At 67.5% G+C, this 19,554-nt stretch carries 19 protein-coding genes and 1 other RNA gene; 13 read left to right on the forward strand and 7 right to left on the reverse strand.

Going from position 1 to position 19,554, the window contains the following annotated elements:
• Window positions 1-68 precede the first annotated feature (68 nt).
• Window positions 69-818 (reverse strand): glutathione peroxidase, encoded by a 750-nt coding sequence (locus tag C936_RS0105920; protein WP_018175486.1) that lies wholly within the window; start codon window positions 816-818, stop codon window positions 69-71.
• Between the two features lie 244 nt (window positions 819-1,062).
• Here C936_RS0105920 and ffs point away from each other — a divergent pair.
• The 6 genes from ffs (at window position 1,063) to C936_RS0105945 (ending at window position 5,344) form a co-directional block, all read left to right on the forward strand.
• Window positions 1,063-1,159, forward strand: an RNA gene (gene ffs, locus C936_RS14555) — signal recognition particle sRNA small type.
• A gap of 86 nt (window positions 1,160-1,245) precedes the next feature.
• Entirely contained in the window at window positions 1,246-3,006 is a 1,761-nt protein-coding gene (gene dnaX, locus C936_RS0105925; RefSeq protein ID WP_018649314.1) for a DNA polymerase III subunit gamma/tau, read from the forward strand.
• A 35-nt stretch (window positions 3,007-3,041) separates the two neighbouring features.
• Window positions 3,042-3,368 (forward strand): YbaB/EbfC family nucleoid-associated protein, encoded by a 327-nt coding sequence (locus C936_RS0105930; protein WP_018138490.1) that lies wholly within the window; start codon window positions 3,042-3,044, stop codon window positions 3,366-3,368.
• A gap of 36 nt (window positions 3,369-3,404) precedes the next feature.
• Window positions 3,405-3,995 carry a recombination mediator RecR gene (recR, locus tag C936_RS0105935; protein WP_018138491.1) on the forward strand — a complete coding sequence of 197 codons (591 nt, stop codon included), beginning with the start codon at window positions 3,405-3,407 and terminating at the stop codon, window positions 3,993-3,995.
• A 78-nt stretch (window positions 3,996-4,073) separates the two neighbouring features.
• Window positions 4,074-4,418 carry a histidine triad nucleotide-binding protein gene (locus C936_RS0105940; RefSeq protein ID WP_012983218.1) on the forward strand — a complete coding sequence of 115 codons (345 nt, stop codon included), beginning with the start codon at window positions 4,074-4,076 and terminating at the stop codon, window positions 4,416-4,418.
• A 104-nt stretch (window positions 4,419-4,522) separates the two neighbouring features.
• Window positions 4,523-5,344 carry a hypothetical protein gene (locus C936_RS0105945; protein WP_018175488.1) on the forward strand — a complete coding sequence of 274 codons (822 nt, stop codon included), beginning with the start codon at window positions 4,523-4,525 and terminating at the stop codon, window positions 5,342-5,344.
• A 10-nt stretch (window positions 5,345-5,354) separates the two neighbouring features.
• Here the strand turns inward: C936_RS0105945 and rsgA are convergent, their stop codons facing one another.
• From rsgA to C936_RS0105960, 3 genes are all read right to left on the reverse strand, one after another.
• Window positions 5,355-6,200, reverse strand: a complete 846-nt coding sequence (gene rsgA, locus C936_RS0105950) for a ribosome small subunit-dependent GTPase A (protein ID WP_018138493.1) — start codon at window positions 6,198-6,200, stop codon at window positions 5,355-5,357.
• Window positions 6,201-6,275: 75 nt separating this feature from the next.
• Window positions 6,276-6,611, reverse strand: a complete 336-nt coding sequence (locus C936_RS0105955; RefSeq protein ID WP_018138494.1) for a 4a-hydroxytetrahydrobiopterin dehydratase — start codon at window positions 6,609-6,611, stop codon at window positions 6,276-6,278.
• Window positions 6,604-6,909: a cytochrome c gene (locus C936_RS0105960; protein ID WP_018175489.1), complete on the reverse strand. Its 306-nt coding sequence runs from the start codon at window positions 6,907-6,909 to the stop codon at window positions 6,604-6,606. The genes C936_RS0105955 and C936_RS0105960 overlap by 8 nt, the downstream gene beginning before the upstream one ends.
• Window positions 6,910-7,047: 138 nt before the next feature.
• On the opposite strand from C936_RS0105960, the gene orn reads away from it, so the two are divergent.
• Window positions 7,048-7,614 carry an oligoribonuclease gene (orn, locus tag C936_RS0105965; protein WP_018138496.1) on the forward strand — a complete coding sequence of 189 codons (567 nt, stop codon included), beginning with the start codon at window positions 7,048-7,050 and terminating at the stop codon, window positions 7,612-7,614.
• 907 nt (window positions 7,615-8,521) lie between these two features.
• Here orn and asd read toward each other — a convergent pair.
• Window positions 8,522-9,376, reverse strand: coding sequence for an archaetidylserine decarboxylase (gene asd / locus C936_RS0105970; RefSeq protein ID WP_018175490.1), 855 nt, complete (start codon window positions 9,374-9,376; stop codon window positions 8,522-8,524).
• A gap of 78 nt (window positions 9,377-9,454) precedes the next feature.
• On the opposite strand from asd, the gene prmB reads away from it, so the two are divergent.
• The gene (gene prmB, locus C936_RS0105975) at window positions 9,455-10,342 is read left to right on the forward strand and encodes a 50S ribosomal protein L3 N(5)-glutamine methyltransferase (RefSeq protein WP_018175491.1); all 888 of its coding nucleotides are present in this window, start codon (window positions 9,455-9,457) and stop codon (window positions 10,340-10,342) included.
• 43 nt (window positions 10,343-10,385) lie between these two features.
• Complete coding sequence (dapB, locus tag C936_RS0105980; protein WP_018175492.1) at window positions 10,386-11,180, forward strand: 4-hydroxy-tetrahydrodipicolinate reductase; 795 nt, start codon at window positions 10,386-10,388, stop codon at window positions 11,178-11,180.
• Between the two features lie 296 nt (window positions 11,181-11,476).
• Here the strand turns inward: dapB and C936_RS0105985 are convergent, their stop codons facing one another.
• Window positions 11,477-11,794 (reverse strand): hypothetical protein, encoded by a 318-nt coding sequence (locus C936_RS0105985; RefSeq protein ID WP_018175493.1) that lies wholly within the window; start codon window positions 11,792-11,794, stop codon window positions 11,477-11,479.
• Window positions 11,795-11,808: 14 nt separating this feature from the next.
• Complete coding sequence (locus tag C936_RS0105990; RefSeq protein WP_018175494.1) at window positions 11,809-12,936, reverse strand: metal-dependent hydrolase; 1,128 nt, start codon at window positions 12,934-12,936, stop codon at window positions 11,809-11,811.
• Between the two features lie 93 nt (window positions 12,937-13,029).
• Between C936_RS0105990 and C936_RS0105995 the strand changes: the two genes are divergently transcribed.
• The 4 genes from C936_RS0105995 (at window position 13,030) to minC (ending at window position 19,519) form a co-directional block, all read left to right on the forward strand.
• Entirely contained in the window at window positions 13,030-16,707 is a 3,678-nt protein-coding gene (locus C936_RS0105995; RefSeq protein WP_018649315.1) for a hydantoinase B/oxoprolinase family protein, read from the forward strand.
• A 65-nt stretch (window positions 16,708-16,772) separates the two neighbouring features.
• Window positions 16,773-17,810 carry a cyclopropane-fatty-acyl-phospholipid synthase family protein gene (locus C936_RS0106000; protein WP_018649316.1) on the forward strand — a complete coding sequence of 346 codons (1,038 nt, stop codon included), beginning with the start codon at window positions 16,773-16,775 and terminating at the stop codon, window positions 17,808-17,810.
• 5 nt (window positions 17,811-17,815) lie between these two features.
• Entirely contained in the window at window positions 17,816-18,589 is a 774-nt protein-coding gene (locus tag C936_RS0106005; protein ID WP_018175497.1) for a DUF1295 domain-containing protein, read from the forward strand.
• 150 nt (window positions 18,590-18,739) lie between these two features.
• Window positions 18,740-19,519 (forward strand): septum site-determining protein MinC, encoded by a 780-nt coding sequence (gene minC, locus C936_RS0106010; protein ID WP_051074786.1) that lies wholly within the window; start codon window positions 18,740-18,742, stop codon window positions 19,517-19,519.
• Window positions 19,520-19,554 lie beyond the last annotated feature (35 nt).

The raw sequence follows: 19,554 nt of genomic DNA on the forward strand, positions 1-19,554 counted from the left end.
GATGGCCACCCATGTTCCGGGTGACCACCCGGGGCGGGACAGAACCCGCCCCGAGGGGCAGAGACGACTTATGCCGCCTTCTTCTCGCGGGAGATCCACTCCTGCAGATCTTCCGAGCCGCCGATGCGGTGGCCGCCCACGAACACCTGCGGGACGGTCATCGCGCCGGTGGCGGCGCGCAGGCTGCGCAGGCTGGCGTCGCGGCCCAGCACGATCTCTTCATAGTCGAGACCGGCGTTCTCAAGCATCTCCTTGGCGCTGGAGCAGTACGGGCAGCCCGGCTTGGTGAAGACGACCACGTCTTCGGGGCAGGCCGCATCCGGGGCGACGTGGGCGAGCATCGTGTCGGCGTCGGAGACCACGAAGGGGTCGCCCGGCTCGTCCGGCTCGATGAACTGCTTCTCGATCACACCGTCACGCACCAGCATGGAGTAGCGCCAGGAGCGGTGGCCGAAGCCGAGGTCGCTCTTGTCGACCAGCATGCCCATCTGCTCGGTGAACTCGCCGTTGCCGTCGGCGATGAAGGTCACGCGGTCGGCCTGCTGGTCAGCCTGCCAGGCCTCCATCACGAAGCCGTCGTTGACCGAGATGCAGACGATCTCGTCGATGCCGTGCTTCTTGAGCACCGGCGCCAGCTCGTTGTAGCGCGGCACGTGGGCCGAGGAGCAGGTCGGGGTGAACGCGCCCGGCAGGGCGAAAACGACCACGTTGCGACCCTTGAACAGGTCTTCCGAGCGTACGTCGTTCCAGTCGTTGTCCTTGCGGCAGCGGAAGGTGACTTCCGGGACGCGCTGGCCTTCGCGATTTTCGAGTTCCATAAATACTCTCCTTATTAAATGGCGCTTGCTTGTCAGTCAGGGATGAAGATTTCTTTTCGGCCGGGGTAGTTCCCGGCTACGGGACTCAAGGTAAGGCCTGGCCATCGATTGATCCAGTTTTATGTTTCTATTGTGTCATTAGTTTTCGGCTATTGTGTATGCTTGACGTCACCCGGCCAAACCCGGAAGCTTGCCACCCCGATTCGAGTTCGCCTCGATTCGAGGACCGCGTTATGGTGGTCCGTATCAGTCCCCTCGCGACGACAGGTTGTGAATCCCGCCAGGCCCGGAAGGGAGCAACGGTAGCAGCTGCGTCGGGCGCCGGGGTGTGGCGGGTGCGGGCCACCACCCTTTTCCCTGCGGCCCCGACTCCTGCGGTGATGGCCCCGCACGCGGGCTCGCGAAAGACTGCACTGACGGGGGAGGCATGAGTCACCAGGTTCTGGCCCGCAAGTGGCGTCCCGGTCGTTTCGAGGACCTGGTCGGGCAACCGCATGTGGTGCGTGCTCTGGCCAATGCCCTGAGCGGGGATCGTCTGCACCATGCCTACCTGTTCGCCGGGACGCGCGGCGTGGGCAAGACCACGATCGCCCGCATCCTCGCGCGCTGTCTGAACTGCGAGACGGGTGTTACCCCGACCCCCTGCGGTGAGTGCCGTTCCTGCGTGGAGATCGCCGAGGGCCGGCATCTGGACCTGATCGAGGTCGATGCCGCGTCCCGTACCCGCGTGGACGACACCCGCGAGCTGCTGGACAACGTCTCCTATGCCCCGACGGCGGGGCGTTTCAAGGTGTACCTGATCGATGAGGTGCACATGCTCTCCGAGAAGAGCTTCAACGCCCTGTTGAAGACGCTGGAAGAGCCGCCGGATCACGTGAAGTTCCTGCTCGCCACGACTGATCCGCAGAAGCTGCCGGTCACCGTGCTGTCGCGCTGCCTGCAGTTCAATCTCAAGCCGATGCCGCCGGCGCTGATCGCCGAGCACCTGACGCGCATCCTCGAGGCCGAAGGCTTGCAGGCCGAACCGGGCGCGCTGCTGCGCCTGGGCGAGGCGGCCGAGGGTTCCATGCGCGACGCGCTGAGCCTGACTGACCAGGCCATCGCCTACGGCGGCGATCGCCTGACCGAGTCCGATGCCTGCGACATGCTGGGCCTGCTGCCGCGAACCCGCCTGACCGGCCTGCTGGACGCGGCGTTTTCCGGTGATGGTCCGGGCTTGATGCAGGGTCTGCAGGAGCTTACGGGGCTGGGGCCTGACTGGTCCCGCCTGCTGGACGAGCTGGCGGCCCTGGTGCATCGCGTGGCCGTGGAGCAGCTGGTTCGCAGTGCCGCCGGCGCGGACGGTGACGATGCCGCCGAACGCTGGGCGCGCGAGACCGCAGCTCGGGTGGATCCGGAAACCCTGCAGCTGACCTACCAGATCCTGATCCATGGAGCCCGCGATCTGCCCTGGGCGCCGGATGCGCAGATGGGCGTGGAGATGACCCTGTTGCGTCTGCTGGCCTTTCGGCCGGAAGGGCCCGGCGAAGGGGGCGTGCCCGTCGAGCGCCAGGGCGGGGCCCCGGCCGCACCGCAAGCTGGCCCTAGTGCGGGTTCGGCCACGGCCCGGCCCGACACCACGGCGCGGTCGGCTCCGCCCCCCATCCCGGAGCCGCCGCGCGAGCGGGTTCAGGAGCGGGTGCGCGAGCCGGATCCCGGCCCGGATACCGGGCCGGCCGAGTCTGCGCCGCCACCCCGGGATGCCAAGCCTGTCATGCCCCCGGAGCCGGATTCCGGGCCCTTTGACTGGCATCGCTTTGCCGAAGGTCTGCCGACCGGCACGGTGCGCGAACTCGCGCTGCATGGCGAATTGCAGCAACTGGATGACGAAAGCGTCGTGATCGCCGTAGCCCCGGGTACGCTTTATACGGATCGAACCCGAACGCGCCTGAAGGAGGCCCTGGAGAAACGCCTCGGGCACTCGGTGCGGCTGGAGATTGTCGACCAGACACAACCCTCGCAGGCCACGCCCGCTGCACGGCTTGCGGCAGACGCAGCGGAACGTCAGGCTAGCGCCGAAACGGCGATGCGCGAGGATCCGGTGGTGCAGGCCCTGGGCGAGGCCTTCGGGGCCGAACTGGGCACGGTACGCATTCGCGAGGACCGCGCGGGTGACGAGCCGTCCGCGTCGCAATCGATTGAACGATAACCCCTGCGCAAGGCGCAGGGCAGGAGAGCGAAATCATGATGAAAGGTGGCATGGGTGGCCTGATGAAGCAGGCCCAGAAGATGCAGGAAGACATGCAGAAGATGCAGGCGGAGCTGGCCGAAATGGAGATCGAGGGCCAGGCAGGCGGCGGTCTTGTGAGTGTGCTCATGACCGGCAAGTACGCGGTGCGCCGGGTCAAGATCGACCCCAGCCTGCTGGAGGACGACCGCGACATGATCGAGGACCTGGTGGCCGCGGCCATCAATGACGCCGTGCAGAAGGTCGAGTCCACCACCCAGGAGCGCATGGGCAGCCTGACCGAAGGTATGGGCCTGCCGGCCGGGATGAAGCTGCCGTTCTGATCGCGTCTCCCTGGGTCGGAACCGGCGCTGCGCGCGATGGACGCTGAACTCGACGAACTGGTGCAGGCGCTGCGCTGCCTGCCGGGTGTCGGTGCCAAGTCCGCGCGGCGTATGGCGCTGCACCTGCTGGAGCGCGACCGCGACGGTGCGCGCCGGTTGGCACGGGCCGTCGATCAGGCGGTCGAGCGCGTCGGGCACTGCCAAGTGTGCCGCACGCTGACTACCGCAGAGGTATGTCCTCGCTGCGCGGATCCCGAGCGCGACCCGGGCGTGATCTGCGTGGTCGAGAGCCCGGGCGATGTGATGGCCATCGAGTCGGCGACCGACTTTGCCGGCCGTTTCCACGTGTTGCTCGGGCGGTTGTCGCCGCTGGATGGCATTGGTCCCGAAGAGCTGGGGCTGGATCAGCTGGAGACGCGCTTGCAGGAAGAGGGCGTACGCGAGCTGATCCTGGCGACCAATACCTCGGTCGAGGGCGAGGTCACCGCGCACTACCTCGCGGAAATGGCGGCGCGCCACGGCATTCGCGCTACGCGCATCGCGCAGGGCGTGCCGACCGGGGGCGAGCTCGAGTACATCGATGCGGGGACCCTGGCGCATGCCTTGTCGGGGCGCCGCGATTACTGATCGGGATCAGGTTTTCGGGATGCATTGAATGCATTACCGTTTCCTGATATAAACCCGCGCGTCGTTTAGGAGAACATGATGGCTGACTGCATCTTTTGCAAGATCGTCGCGGGGGAGATCCCGGCGAAGGTCGTGTTCGAGGACGACCAGGTCCTGGCCTTTGAAGACCTGAATCCTCAGGCCCCGACGCATGTGCTGGTGATCCCGAAACAGCACATCGCCACCCTGAACGAACTGACCGCCGAGACGGCCCCGGTGATTGGGCACATGGCGCACGTGGCGGCACAGATTGCACGCGATCGCGGATTTGCGGAAAACGGTTATCGAACCGTGATGAACTGCAACCAAGACGGCGGGCAAACGGTCTACCATGTACACATGCACGTACTGGGCGGTCGCGCGCTGAGCTGGCCCCCGGGCTGATCGAGACAACACAACACGGACGATACGGCGTGACGCGACGGAATCATCACGGTGAAGCCAGGCAAGCAGCGCGGGGCAACAGCCCGCAGCTGGCGCCTGCGCGTGTGCCGGTCGCGCTGGCACTGGCCGTCTTGTTCGGAGTGGCCGCCACCAGTGTGGCGCATGCCGACGATCGCTATTCCCTGACGTATACCCCCACCAGCACCGAGTCGACGCTTGGTGGGCCGGATCGCGTCGATGAAGAAGCCGAGTACGAATCCGAGAGCGGGACCGTGGTGGACCCGGTGGGCATGGAGCCGATCGGTGGCTCTGCCCGCTCCGCGCCCAACGTCCTGCCGATGACCGATCCGGAACCCGCCTCGGCGAGTCGCGACTGGCGCTATCAACTGACGCTGCGCACCGAGACCACTGGTGGCCTTCCGGGTGACGAGACCGGCATGGGCGTCCTCTCCAGCCGCCTGTTCGAGGTGGAAGGGGCTTACCACCAGCAGCTGGGCGCGGGCTTTGGTTATGGCTTGAACCTGGGGGTTGGTATGGAGACTCGTCCGGGCTGGTCGGACCTGGGCCCGGAGACTGAATCCACGGCCTATTTCACCGACCTCAGCTTCGGCCCCACCTTTGCGTCCGGGTCTGGCCGCTTTGACAGCCAGTTCCGTGTCGGCGTGCGCCAGTCACTGACGAGTGGAGACGATGCCCTCGGCTTCGGCTACGGGGGCCGTCATCGCGAGTTGGGTCGCAGCGCGGGGTATCTCAGCCTCGACAGTCGCCTGCGCCTGCAGAATCAGTCCGAGTTGTCGCTGAGCCTGTATTACGACGACTACTCGCTGAACACCTCAAGCGACTGGATGTCCGATCGCCTCGATTTCGAGAGTACCCGCGACTCTTCGTCGTCGGTGGTCGGCGTGGAGATGGGGCTGACGTTCTAGTCGCCTTCCCCTAGCGTTTCTCCAGCGTCCCCAGCAGGGCGGTCCAGGCCTCGAGCCGTGCCACGGGCAGGGTGCCTTGATCGACGGCCTCCCTTGCCGCGCAGCCGGGTTCGGACTGGTGCCGACAATTGCGAAATCGGCAATTGTCGGCAAGCGCTTCGATATCCGGAAACCCGCGCACCAGCGCATCGATGGATTCCAGTTCCGGCGTAAAGTCGCGCACGCCCGGCGAGTCGATCCAGGCGCCACCCCCTGTCAATGAATACCACTGTGCCGTGACCGTCGTGTGGCGGCCCTCGCCGGACACCGCGAGATCTCCCGTTTCCGGAAGCTTGATATCACCGCTGCCGTGGCGCTCCAGCAGCGCGGCGATCAGCGAGGATTTGCCCACCCCGGACTGTCCGATCAGGATGTTGGTATGCCCCCGGGCGGCCTCGGCGAGGGCGGACAGCCCGTACCCACTGCGGGCGCTGACATGCAGGGGGTCAAGGTCCAGGTGAGCGTAAGGGGCCAGCCAGTCCCCCGTGTTGGCGGGTCCCGCGTCCTGCTTGTTCACCAGGATCCGTGGCCGTGCGGGGAGGTTGTATACCGCAACCAGGAAACGGTCGATCAAGTACCGCGCCGGCATCGGGGAGGGCGCGATCACGATCCAGACGGTGTCGATGTTGGCCGCGATGACCTTGCGCCGGCCAAAGCCGTCCTGGCGCACCAAGGTATTGTCCCGGGCCAGGCGCCGCTGAACCTGCTCGCCGGTCGCATCCATCTCCACGCGATCACCGCAGGCGAGATCCTTCACCCGGCGGTGCAGCCGAATGCGGCGCGGCACCGCGTTCGCCGGCGCTGCGATGTCGGCCATCTGGTTGTGGCGGGCGTGAACCCGGCCGACCCGGCTCAAGAGGTCGGACCAGCCGGTGCCGTGCTGGTCACGCTGTTAGTCAAAGAGCGCATCGATGCGGGCGGCGCAGATCAAGTCGTTCTCCGTCAGGCCACCCACCGCGTGCGTCGAGAATTGCACCGAGCAACGGTTGTAGCCGACCGCCATGTCCGGGTGGTGATCCTCGACATGGGCGATCCAGGCCACCGCGTTCACGAACGCCATCGTCTCGTGAAAGTTCTTGAATTTGAAGCCGCGCTGGATGCTGCGGCCGGCCTCGTCGATGCCCCAGTGGCTGTCCAGCTGGCCGAGGCCGCGCTCGGCGTCCGCGCGCGACATCGGCTCGGTGAACCCTTCACAGGCTTGGCAGTGCTTGGTCTTCAGGTCACTCATCGAACTGGTAGTACTCCGCGTTCAGGTAGGCCACCACCGCCTCGATCTCGTCGTCGAACCAGTTGGTGCCCAGTTGTGCGTTGCAGTTGTTCACCTGCCGGACCAGGTGGTCATAGTCGCCAACGATCCGGTTGTCGCGCGTGTACAGGTCCGTACCGTCGCCACCGACCATGTCGGCATGACAGCTGATGCAGTTGTCCTGATGCAGGTTCTTGCCCTTCTGGATGTCGTCGGCCTGGGCGGTGCCCAGCGAAAAACCGAGGCCCAGGGCCGCAACGCTTGAGATGATCAGTCGCATGATTCCCTCCTTTGTGGGGAATGGATCCGGCGGGGCCGTATGGCCCCCGAGACCTTGGCCGCGTTGCAGGTGAGCAAAACGGACAACGTCATCCTGGACCATGATGATAGACTTTGAGCGCACAGGAAAGGAGCGGGCATGGCAGCGAGCGCCGAAAACCTGATCTGGATCGATCTCGAGATGACCGGCCTGGATCCCCAGAACGACCGAATCATCGAGGTGGCCACCATCGTCACCGACAAGGAACTCAACATCCTGGCGGAGGGCCCGGTCCTCGCGATCTACCAGCCCGCCGACGTGCTGGATGCGATGGACGAATGGAATCGGCGCACGCACGGGGCCTCCGGCCTGATCGAGCGCATCCGCCACAGCAGTACGGACGCGGCCGCCGCCGAACGCGAGACGATCGACTTCCTGTCCGACTATGTGCCGAAAGGGGCCTCGCCGATGTGCGGGAACTCGATCTGTCAGGATCGGCGTTTCATGGCGCGCCTGATGCCGGAGCTGGAGGCCTATTTCCACTACCGTAACCTGGACGTCTCCACGCTCAAGGAGCTGGCCCGACGCTGGGCCCCCGACGTGCTCTCGAAGCTGCAGAAGAACGCCTCGCACCAGGCGTTGCAGGACATCCGCGACTCCATCGACGAACTTCGCGTCTACCGCGAACACTTCATCCAGCTGCCGCCCGCCGCCGCCCACGACTGATCGCGCTTCGTCGCGCCCTGCGCCGTTCAGGCTGGGCCTGGTTCGTCTTTCAGTGTTTACGGTGGTTTCGGTCCGCCGCCCGCCAAGCGCTCACTCGCGAGCGCGCCGCGCCCGTTGTTAATCAAAAACGGGCTTCTTTGCTCGTGCAAAGAAGTACCCAAGAAACACGCCCGGGATTCGCCCGGGAACCTTGCTCCGGCCGCGCCAGGCCGGCGGCGCTGAAACTCGCTGCGCTCAGACAGTCAGCGCCTTTTCTCCGTCCTGTCACGCCCTCCACAAGGGGCTCATATCGGGAGGGAAAGTCAAAACCGACGGTCTCCCAGCGCTTCTGCCTATTCCGTACGCCGTAGGGTGCGTTGAGCGCAGCGAAACGCACCGTTCCAACGTCGGGGCAACCCTGATGCGATTCGCTGCGCTCATCACATCCTACGATGGGGTCTGGCGCCCGCTGGCGGGCGCGGCACGCCAGGGCCGCAGGCCGCGCGTGCCCAGGATGTCGGGACACCTTGCCTCCATCCATTGGCACGAACGTCAGGCCAGCCGTTGTCTTGACCTTATTCCCCCCGTATGAAGCCCCTTGCGGAAGGGTCCTCGGGCCGGACGATTCAAAATAGAAACGGGGGCGCTGACTGTCTGAGAGAAGCCGGAAGGCGTAGCGAGTTTCAGCGCCGCCGGCCCGAGGGCCCTGGAGCAAGGTTCCCGGGCGGAATCCGGGTGCCCTTCTTTGGGTACTTTCTTGGGCAAGCAAGAAAGTACCTCGCGGCGCGCTGGCGAGACAGCCCTTGGCAGGTGGTGGACCGAAGCCACCGTAAACTCCTGAGGACGAACCAGGGCCAGCCGCAACGGCGCTGGCAACCGACCAAGGCGGCTGTGTTAGACCGGTGCCGAGCCGGCCGGCGGGGGGCAGCTAGTAGAAACGGCCGAGGGCGCCGCGAACCTGCACCTCGGTCTCCGGCGTCAGGTGCGCGCCCAGCTCCAGCGGATGATCCGGCAACAGCAACACCACCGACGAGCCGAGGTTGAAGCGCCCCATCTCGGCCCCGCGCTCGAGCGTGATCTCGCGATCCGGGTATTCGCTGCAGCTGTAGGGCTGTCCGGCCGGTGGCGTCACCTCGCCCGCCCATACCGTCTCGATCGAGCCGACGTTCTGGGCCCCGATCAGGGCGACGGCCATCGGCCCGAAATGCGTGTCGAAGCAGGTCACCACGCGCTCGTTGCGGGCATACAGGCGCGGGACATGGCGCACGATGCGCGGCGCGACCGAGAACAGCCGGCCGGGCACATGCAGCATGTGGGTCAGCGTGCCGGTCAACGGCATGTGCAGCCGGTGGTAATGCCGTGGCGACAGATAGAGCGTTACGAAATGGCCATGGCGAAACGGTTCGGCAAGGTCTTCCTCCCCGCCCAGAAGCTCCCGCACCGTATAGTGGTGGCCCTTGGCCTGAAAGATCTGGCCGGCCTCGATGCGCCCGGCCGCGCTGACCCGCGAGTCGGCGGGGCTGACGACCGTGTTGTCGTCACCCGCCAGGGGGCGGGCGTCCTCGCGCAGCGCCCGTGTGAACAGGGCATTGAAGCTGGGGTAGGCCGCGATGTCGGGCTCCGCCGCCTCGTCCATGTTCAGCCCGTACTGGCGCACGAACCAGCGCAGCAGTGGCTGAACGCGCGGGCTCTCGATGCGGGCCAGGCGGTGCACCACCCGCGACAGCGCATGCTGCGGCAGCAGGTGGGAAGCTCGGGCCAGCCAGGGGTCTAGGGCACTCATTGGAATACTCGGTTCGGGCGCACGGGACGAAAGCGAGCCGGTATGATGACTGCCCCCACGCCAATGGGAAAGGCCCAAATGGAATCCACCACAGGACTGCGCACGCTGCGCGACTTCATCCGCTTTGGCGCGAGCCAGTTTCGCGCGGCCGGGCTGAGCTTCGGCCACGGGACGGACAACGCCTTCGACGAGGCCGCCTGGCTGGTGCTGCATACGCTGCATCTGCCGCTGGATCTGCCCGAGAGCTGGTGGTCGTCGAACCTGAGCGAGGCCGAACGCACGCGGGTGATTGCGGTGCTGCGCACGCGCATCGAGACCCGCAAGCCAGCGGCCTATCTGACCGGCGAGGCCTGGTTTGCCGGGCTGCCTTTCTTTGTCGACGAACACGTGCTGGTGCCGCGCTCGCCCCTGGCGGAGCTGATCGCGGTCGGTTTCGAACCGTGGATCGAGGCCGATTCGGTGGAGCGGGTGCTGGATCTGTGCACGGGCGGCGGCTGCATCGGTATCGCCACGGCGCTGGCCCTGCCGCAGGCACAGGTCGATCTGAGCGATGTCTCCGAACCGGCGCTGGCCATCGCAGCGCGCAACATCGAGCGCCATGGCGTCGGTGACCGCGTGCAGGTGCGGCACTCCGATGTCTTCGATGCGCTGGGGACGGAGGATCGCTACGACCTGATCGTGAGCAATCCGCCCTATGTTGATGCCCGCGACATGGCCGAGCTGCCGCAAGAGTACCGCCACGAACCCGAATTGGGCCTGGCTGCGGGCGAGGACGGGCTCGACATCGTGCGCCGCATCCTGGCCGATGCGCGCCGCCATCTGACCGAGGACGGCGCGCTGATCGTCGAGGTCGGCAACAGCCAGCCCGCGGTGGAGGAGGCCTTCCCGGATCTGCCGCTGATCTGGCTGGAGTTCGAATCCGGTGGCCACGGGGTCTTCCTCGCGTATGCCCGGGATCTTCCGTAGTCTTCGCGGGCTGGGAATGAACAGAAACGAAGGAAACACGGCAATGATTCGAGTGGCAGTGGCGGGCGCCGCCGGGCGCATGGGGCAGAACCTGGTGCAGGCCGTCGAGGATCACCCCGGAGGCACGCTGGGGGCGGCGAGCGAACGACCGGGCAGCGAGCGTCTCGGTACCTCCGTGGGGTCGGCGGCCTCGGTCCAGCTGGTCGAGGACCTGGCGACCGTGGCCGATGACTTCGATGTCCTGATCGACTTCACCAGCCCTGAGGCGACCATGCAGCACCTGGAGCTGTGCCGTACGCACGGCAAGGCGCTGGTGATCGGTACCACGGGCCTGGATGCCGCGCAGGAGCAGCGGCTGCGAGACGCGGCCGGGGCGATGCGCATCGTCTATGCGCCGAACATGAGCGTCGGGGTGAACCTGACCTTCAAGCTGGTCGAGCTGGCCGCCCGTGCCCTGGGCGACAGCGTGGATGTCGAGATCCTCGAGGCGCACCACCGGCACAAGGTGGATGCCCCCTCGGGCACGGCCCTGAAGCTCGGCCGGGTGGTGGCCGAGGTCCTGGGGCGCGACCTGGAGCACGACGCCGTCTACGGCCGCGAGGGCCAGACCGGGGCGCGTGACCGGCGCACCATCGGGTTCGCGACCGTGCGTGCCGGCGACATCGTGGGCGAACACACCGCGCTGTTCGCCGGCGAGGGGGAACGCATCGAGATCACCCACAAGGCCTCCAACCGCGGGATTTTCGCCTCGGGGGCGGTGCGTGCGGCGGTATGGCTGGCTGGTGCCGAACACGGCCTGTACGACATGCAGGACGTACTGGGGCTGCGGGAGCTCTAAGATCCAGCTGCTTTAGGGAGACGCTGATTTAATCGCACGTCCGCGTTGGTGCCCCCTGTTTTCCGAGACAAGGCGCGTCGCGCAGCGGGTAGTGGTTCTACCCGCAAGCGGCGCAACGAAGGATCGGGGAACAGGGGGCACCAACCCCACAAGCCATTGAACGCAGGGGCTCGGCCGCTTTTGCGCGCGCACAGCGTTGCGGCTCCTTTGTGCAGAATGACTGCACGGCAGTCACCGCGCCTTGTTCGCACGCAAAAGCGACTCGAGCGCGGACGTGCGATTAAGTCAGCGTCTCCCTAGCTACGCGGCTTGAAGCCGGGCGGGTGGCGCGCGATCCAGACGACGAAGTCCTGCACGACCGGCTCGGCGAGCAGTGCCTCCGCGGTGTTCAGGCGCTCGGCCAGGGTCTGCTCGTCAAAGTGCTTGTGGATGTGGTCGTGGCAGGGGCGGCAGACCCAGAGGATTCGCTGTTCGCGCTCGCTCCGACTGAACAGGCGCCGGATGCGCTTGCGGCGGTGCTGCTTGCGCGGGATCAGGTGATGCCGCGTCAGGTCGTCCATCGACCGGCCGCACAGCCCGCAGGCCGGTGGCGGGCCGGGCACCCCGGGCGTCATGGCTTCGTCCTGGCTCACGGCATGTCGTGTGCGCCCCCGGCGGGAGGCGATGTGCGGCCACCCATGCGGCAGCGCGGGGGTGGCTCCGTGATCGCGTAGGCCGGATCGCCCAGGTCCATAATGCAGGGCGCACCCTCGGGATCGACAATCCGCTGCAGCATGCCGCCGAGGGCGTCGAGGCTGTCGCGCCGGGGGAGTTCGCCGACCTGGCGCGAGGTGATGGGCTCCCAGTCGCCGTTGCGCTCCTCCGCGATCTCGAAGCCGAACGGGAAGAAGCCGGGGACCCCCAGGCGGATGTCGGTGACCACGAGCCGGTCGGGGCCCTCGTCAGGCGTGGCGCGGTGAAAGCGCAGGAAGTCGCCGGAGAACCACTGCAGGCGCTGCCCGTCTTCCAGCGCCAGCGCGGCCTCGCGTAGTTCCGGGTCACCGCGCTCGAAGCGTTCGAAGTCGGGTCGGATCGGGTCGTCGAAGATGCCGACCCAGGCATCCAGGAACTCGTCGCCGTTGATCACGGTGACACGCCACAGCAGCAGGTTGAACGGGGTCGGCTGGACCATTCGCGGTTGCTCTTCCAGCTCCATCGCCGCCAGCACGGGCTGGATGCGGTGGTCGATCCAGGCCTTCAATGCCAGGCCGGAGCCGGCATAGACGGTCGAGAGTACGAGCCCGGCGACCAGCAGGCGCGGGGCGAAGCGGTAGAACAGCGCGCCGATCGCCGCGACCAGCAGCGGCAGGGTGTAGAACGGGTCGATCACGAAGATCGAGCCCGTGGACAGGGGGCCGACTGGCAATGGCCAGAGTACCTGGGTGCCGTAGGTGGTCAGCAGGTCGTTCAGCGAGTGGGTGGCCCAGATCAGGAAGAAGAACAGCCACCAGCGGCCAAAGCCGATTTCCCGCGTTGCCGGGACCTTGGCGAGCAGCCCCGCGACGCCGGTGGCCACCAGCAACTGCACCAGCCAGGAGTGCGTAAAGCCCCGGTGGTGGATGAACTCCGATACCGCGTCCCCGTAAGCTATGAACGCGTCCAGGTCGGGCAGCAGCGCGACACCGGCGCCCAGTACCACGGCCTTGCGCCCCAGGCGGGAGCCGAGGGTGAGGCCGCCGATCACGGCGCCGAGACTGGCGTGGGTAATGGGGTCCATGCGCGATAATTCCTTTGTTTAAGGCCCGTGAATTACGAGCCTGCGACCGGGTCACGGGGCGCGAGTTCGGGCGATCAAACCAGAGCGGTGGACATGACTCAAGCCACAGCGGCGAAAGACTGGCATTTCTGGGTGGACCGGGGCGGGACGTTCACCGACCTGGTCGCACGTGATCCGGCGGGGCGCCTGCACACCCGCAAACTGCTGTCGGAGAACCCGGAGGCCTACCGCGATGCGGCCGTGCAGGGTATTCGCGATCTGCTGGAGCTCCCGGCCGAAGCACCCATTCCGGAGGGCGTGGTACACGAGGTGCGCATGGGCACGACCGTGGCCACCAACGCCCTGCTCGAGCGCAAGGGGGAGCCCACACTCCTGGTGATCACTGAGGGGCTGGAGGATGCGCTGGCGATCGGCCATCAGGCGCGCCCCGAGCTGTTCGCCCGCGAGATCCGCCTGCCGTCCCCGGTCTACGCGCGGGTGGAGCCGGTGCGCGAGCGGGTGAATGCGGCCGGCGAGGTCCTCATCCCGGTCGATCTGGACGCGCTGCGGCCGCGGCTGCAGGCGGCGCTGGCGGACGGCATCCGCTGCGTGGCCATCGTCTGTCTGCATGGCTATCGCTACCCGGCGCACGAGCAGGCGATCGCCTCGCTGGCGCGCGAACTGGGGTTCACCGAGGTCGCGACCAGCCACGCGACCAGCCCGCTGATCAAGCTGATCCCGCGCGGCGAAACCACGGTGGTCGACGCCTATCTCTCGCCGGTGCTGCGCCGTTATGTCGAACAGGTGGCGGGTGAGCTGGGCCGTGTACCCCTGCGGTTCATGCAGTCGCATGGCGGGCTGGTGGACGCGGCCCGGTTTCGCGGGCGCGACGCGATCCTGTCGGGGCCGGCCGGGGGGATCGTCGGGGCACTCAAGACCGCCGGTCCGCTCGGCTTCGAACGCCTGATCACCTTCGACATGGGGGGCACCTCTACCGATGTCGCGCATCTGGCGGGGGCGCTGGAGCGCCGCCAGGAGAGCGAGGTGGCCGGTGCGCGGCTGCGTGTGCCCATGCTCGATATCCATACGGTCGCGGCCGGGGGCGGATCGATCTGCCGCTTCGATGGCATCCGTCTGCGCGTGGGACCGGAGTCCGCCGGCGCCCAGCCCGGACCTGCCTGCTACGGCCAGGGCGGGCCGCTGACCGTGACCGACTGCAACCTGCTGCTGGGGCGGCTGCGCCCGGAGTACTTCCCGGCGGTGTTCGGGCCGGATCGCGACCGGCCACTGGATGCGGAGCCGGTGCGCCGACAGTTCGCGGAGCTGGCCGCCGCGGTGGCGGCCGCGACCGGGGAACCCGCGACCCCGGAGAGTCTGGCCGAGGGGGCGCTGCAGATCGCGGTGGAGCATATGGCCCAGGCGATCAAGACCATATCGGTGCAGCGCGGGCATGACGTCTCGCGTTATGCGCTGGTCTGTTTCGGTGGCGCCGGGGGGCAGCACGCCTGCCGCGTGGCGGAGCAGCTGGGCATGCGGCATATCCTGTTTCATCCGCTCGGTGGCGTGCTGTCCGCCTACGGCATGGGGCTGGGCGAGTTGCGCGCCCTGCGCGAACGCAGCCTGGAGTGGCCGCTGGACGAGCCGCATGCCGGGGCGATCGAGTCCGCCCTGGCGGAACAGGTCGCGGCTGCCCGCGCCGCGCTGACGGATCAGGGCGTGGCGCCAGCGGACATGCGCATCGAGCGGCGGCTGCATCTGCGCCTGGCCGGATCGGACACCGCGCTGGAGGTGCCGGCGGGCGAGCCCGCGGCGTTGATGGCGGCCTTTGCCGAGGCCTACCGCGCGCGCTACGGCTTTGCCCCGCCGGATCGTGAGCTGGTGGTGGCGATCGCGACGGCCGAGGCGATCGCCGCCCCGAGGGAGACCGCACCGGAGCGCATGGCGGCAGCGGTGACCCGAGGGCCTGCGCCGGAGGCGGATACGGTCGCGATGGTCATCGACGGCGAACACCGCCATGTGCCGCTGTACCGGCGCGAGTCCCTGCAGCCCGGCATGACCCTGGCCGGTCCGGCCATCGTGATCGAGCCGACCGCGACGCTGGTGCTGGAGCCCGGCTGGGCGGGGTGCATCGAGGCGGACGGGACCCTGCGGCTGGATCGCGAGCGGGGCAGCGCGCGGCGTCCGGGTACGGCGCCAGCAAACCCTGAGGCCGTCCCGCGCGATCCGATCCTGCTGGAGGTGTTCAACAACCGCTTCATGGCGATCGCCGACCAGATGGGCTTCACCCTGCGCAACACCGCGCACTCGGTGAACATCAAGGAGCGCCTGGATTCCTCCTGTGCACTGTTCGACACCGAGGGCCGTCTGGTCGCCAATGCCCCGCACATGCCCGTTCATCTCGGCTCCATGGGGGCCAGCGTGCGCGCGGTGGTGAAGGCGTTCGCCGGCGACCTGCGCCCGGGCGATGCCTTCGTGCTGAACGACCCCTACAACGGCGGCACCCACCTGCCGGACATCACCGTGGTCACGCCCGTGTTCCTGGATGGGGGTGAACAGGTGACCGAAGACCCGTCTGCAGCGGCCGGTGCCCCCGCGTTCTTCGTCGCCTCGCGCGGGCATCACGCCGATGTCGGCGGCATTACCCCGGGCTCCATGCCCGCGTTCTCCACATGCCTTGAGGAGGAGGGCGTGCTGATCCCGCCCACCCGGCTGGTGCGCGACGGGGTATTCGACAGCGACCGCATGCGCGCGCTGCTGGGCGAGGGGCCGTGGCCGACGCGCAACCCCGATCAGAACCTCGCCGATCTCGAGGCCCAGGTCGCGGCCAACCGCAAGGGACTGGAGGAGCTGGGCCGGCTCCTGGATGAGTACGGCGCGGCCATGGTGACAGCCTATATGGGCCACGTGCTGGACAACGCGGCCGAGGCGGTGGAACGGCTGATCCCGCAGCTCGAGGCCGGCACGTTCGCGTATGCGATGGACAACGGCGCCGAGGTGCGGGTACAGGTCGCCCCCGATCCCGCCGACCGGCGCCTGCGCATCGACTTCACCGGTACCAGCGCGGTACGCGGAGACAACTTCAACGCGCCGAGCTCCATCGTGCGCGCGGCGGTGCTGTATGTACTGCGTACCCTGCTGGAGGATGCGATCCCGCTGAACGATGGCTGCCTGACGCCGGTCGACCTGGTCATTCCGGAGGACGGCCTGCTGAACCCGGCGCCGCCCGCCGCGGTGGTGGCCGGCAATGTCGAGACCTCGCAGGTGGTCACCGATGCCCTGTTCGGGGCGCTGGGGGTGCAGGCGGCGGCCCAGGGCACGATGAACAACCTGACCTTCGGCAATGCCGACTACCAGTACTACGAGACGATCGCCGGCGGGGCCGGCGCGGGGCCGGGTTACGCCGGGGCCAGCGCGGTGCAGACCCACATGACCAACTCGCGGCTGACCGACCCCGAGGTGCTGGAGAGCCGCTTCCCGGTGCGGGTGGAGCGCTTCGCCTACCGCCGCGGCTCAGGGGGGCAGGGGCATTATCCGGGCGGTGATGGAGTGATCCGCCGGCTCGGGTTCGACCAGGCGATGGAGGTCGTGCTGTTGTCCAACCGTCGCCGGGTGCCGCCGTTCGGGATCGCCGGTGGCGGGCCGGGTGCGCCGGGGGAGGATGCGATCCTGCGCGCCGACGGCACGCGCGAACCGATGTCCGCCTGCGATCGCCGCCATGTACAGCCAGGTGATGCTATCGAGATACGCACACCCGGCGGCGGTGGCTACGGAGACCGTCGCAGCGATGCGTAGGCGTTGAATCGCGGGAACCGGTCACATTTCCCGGGGTCCATCTGGGACTCAGGGGGAGATGCGGCATGCAGCAGATGATGAAATGGGCGGAGCAGGGACGCGTGCCGGATATGCTGGTGCGTGCGGGGATCCGCCTGCTGCTGGCGGAGCGCCTGGCAGAGGTCTCCGGCACGGCCGAGGAGACCATGGAGCGGCGCTACGCCCTGATCGAATCCATGCGCGCTTCTCCCGTTGCCTTGTCCACCGATATTGCCAACGAGCAGCACTACGAGATCCCCACCGCTTACTTCGAGCATTGCCTGGGCCCGCGCCTCAAGTACTCCAGCGCCTGGTGGCCGGAGGGCGTCGACAGCCTCGATGCGGCCGAAGAGGCGATGCTGCACCTGACCTGCGAGCGCGCCGGGATTGCCGATGGCCAGCGGGTGCTGGAACTGGGCTGCGGCTGGGGGTCGCTGTCGCTGTGGATGGCCGAGCAGTACCCTGGCGCAGAGATTACGGCCGTCTCGAACTCCAATACCCAGCGGGCCTTTATCGAGGCCCGCCGCGATGACCTCGGGCTCGCGAATCTCGAGGTCCTGACCGCGGACATGAACACGTTCGCCCCGCCGTCGCCGGGCTTTGACCGGGCGGTCTCGATCGAGATGTTCGAGCACATGCGCAACTGGCCGGAACTGCTGCGGCGCATTGCCGGGTGGCTCAATCCCGGCGGGCGCTTCTTCATGCATGTGTTCGCCCATCGCGAACACGCCTATGTGTTCGAGTCCGAGGGCGAACACGACTGGATGGGGCGGTACTTCTTCCGCGACGGCCTGATGCCGTCGGACGACCTCGCGCGGCACTTTCAGGAGGACCTGCGTGTGATCCGCCAGTGGCGCGTCGGTGGGCAGCACTATGCCCGCACGCTCAATGGGTGGCTGGCCCGCCAGGATCGTGCCCGCGACACGCTGATGCCCCTGTTCGAGACGGCCTATGGCGCACAGCAGGCGGCACTCTGGTTCCAGCGCTGGCGGATCTTCTACATGGCCTGCGCGGAGCTGTTCGACTACGGCGGCGGCGACGAGTGGTTCGTCTCCCATGTGCTGTTCGAACGGCCGGGAGACTGATCGCGATGGAGACACTGATGGCGTTTCTCTGGGGGCTTCTGGCCAGCATGGGCCTGATGACCCTGGTCTGGGCCGGCAGCGTATGGCGCCACGACGCCAGCCTGGTCGACCGTTTCTGGGGCCTGGGCTTCGTGGTCGTGACGCTGGTCTGGTGGGGGCTTGCGGGCTGGCCGTCGCAGGGCCTCTGGATCGCGATCCCGGTGCTGGTGTGGGGTCTGCGGCTGTCGCTGTTCATTACCTGGCGCAACTGGGGTCACGGCGAGGACGGGCGCTATACCGACATGCGCGAGGGGCTGTCGGACCGGGCCTTCGCCGCGCGCAGCCTGGTCACGATCTTCTGGCTGCAGGGTGCGCTGGTGGCCGTAATCGGCCTGCCGATGCTGGCGGTGACGAATGCCGCAAGCATCTGGTGGCCGCTGGCGGCGCTGGGCGCGTCGGTCTGGGTGCTGGGCACGCTGTATGAATCGGTCGCGGACGCGCAGATGGCGCGCTTCCGGGGCGATCCTGCAAGGCAGGGCAAGGTCATGGACCAGGGTTTATGGCGCTACAGTCGGCACCCGAACTACTTCGGCGAGATCGTCGTCTGGGTGGGCTACGGCTTGCTCGCGCTGGCCGCCGGGGGCTGGTGGGCGGTGCCCTCGGCGATCCTGATGATCGTGCTGATCCTGCGTGTGTCGGGCGTCACGTTACTGGAAAAACGTCTGCATGCCTCGCGGCCGGGCTATGCGGACTATGCGCGGCGCACCAATACGCTGATCCCGGGTCCGCCACGATCTTAAGGAAACACCGATCCGTCGCCGATTTCGGTGGCACTCCCTTGCTGTGCTTTCCCCGTCCGCGCTATAAAGCGCGCATCTTTCCGGTCTTCCGACGCGCGTTGGAGGCCGAGTTTCCCGATCGCCGATCTCACAGCAGGGCCCTACGCACGCATGAGCGCTACGCCGAGTCCCGTCCAGACCATTGAACTGAAAGGGCGCATGATGCTGGTGTCGGTGCTGCGGGTGTTCCAGACCGACCCCCGGCAGCTTGGCGAGCAGCTGGTCGCGCACCGCGAACAGGCCCCGGACCTGATGCGCGACATGCCCATCGTGCTGGACCTCGAGCCGGTGGCCGAGGCGCCCGAGAGCGACCTGCAGGCGACCATCGAGCAGGTGCGCGCCGAGGGCTTCAAGCTGATCGGCCTGCATGCCGGCGAGGTCGCCGAGCGTCTGCAGAGCTATTCCGAGCTATTCGATGTGTTGCCCGTGCTGCAACTGGGTGGCCGCGGTGGCGCGCCCAGTGGCGAGGTGCCCCTGGATGAAGGCGAGCCCCCGGAGCCGGCGCCGAGCAAGAAGGGCAAGAAATCCGCGGACAGGTTGGCCGAGGCCGCCCCCGCGGTCCACAGCGCGACCCGCGTGGTGGATCGTCCTGTCCGTTCCGGGCAGCAGATCTACGCCCGCGGCGGCGACCTGCTGGTGACCGGGGCGGTGTCCGCCGGTGCTGAACTGCTCGCGGATGGCCACATCCATGTGCTGGGTCCTCTGCGCGGGCGGGCACTCGCCGGCGTGCGGGGCCTGGAGACGGCTCGGATCTTCTGCCGGCGACTGGATGCAGAGCTTTTGTCTATCGCGGGACATTACCGGGTGGCCGAGGATATCGCCGAGTCCGAGCGTGGCGAGAACCGGCTGGTGACACTCGCGGGCGAAAGCCTCAAGATCGCTGAAATCTGAGCGAGCGGCGTAGAGGGCGCTCGGTCCGGTATACG

It is taken from the genome of Thioalkalivibrio sp. ALJ4 (assembly GCF_000377225.1).
Classification (GTDB): Bacteria; Pseudomonadota; Gammaproteobacteria; order Ectothiorhodospirales; family Ectothiorhodospiraceae; genus Thioalkalivibrio.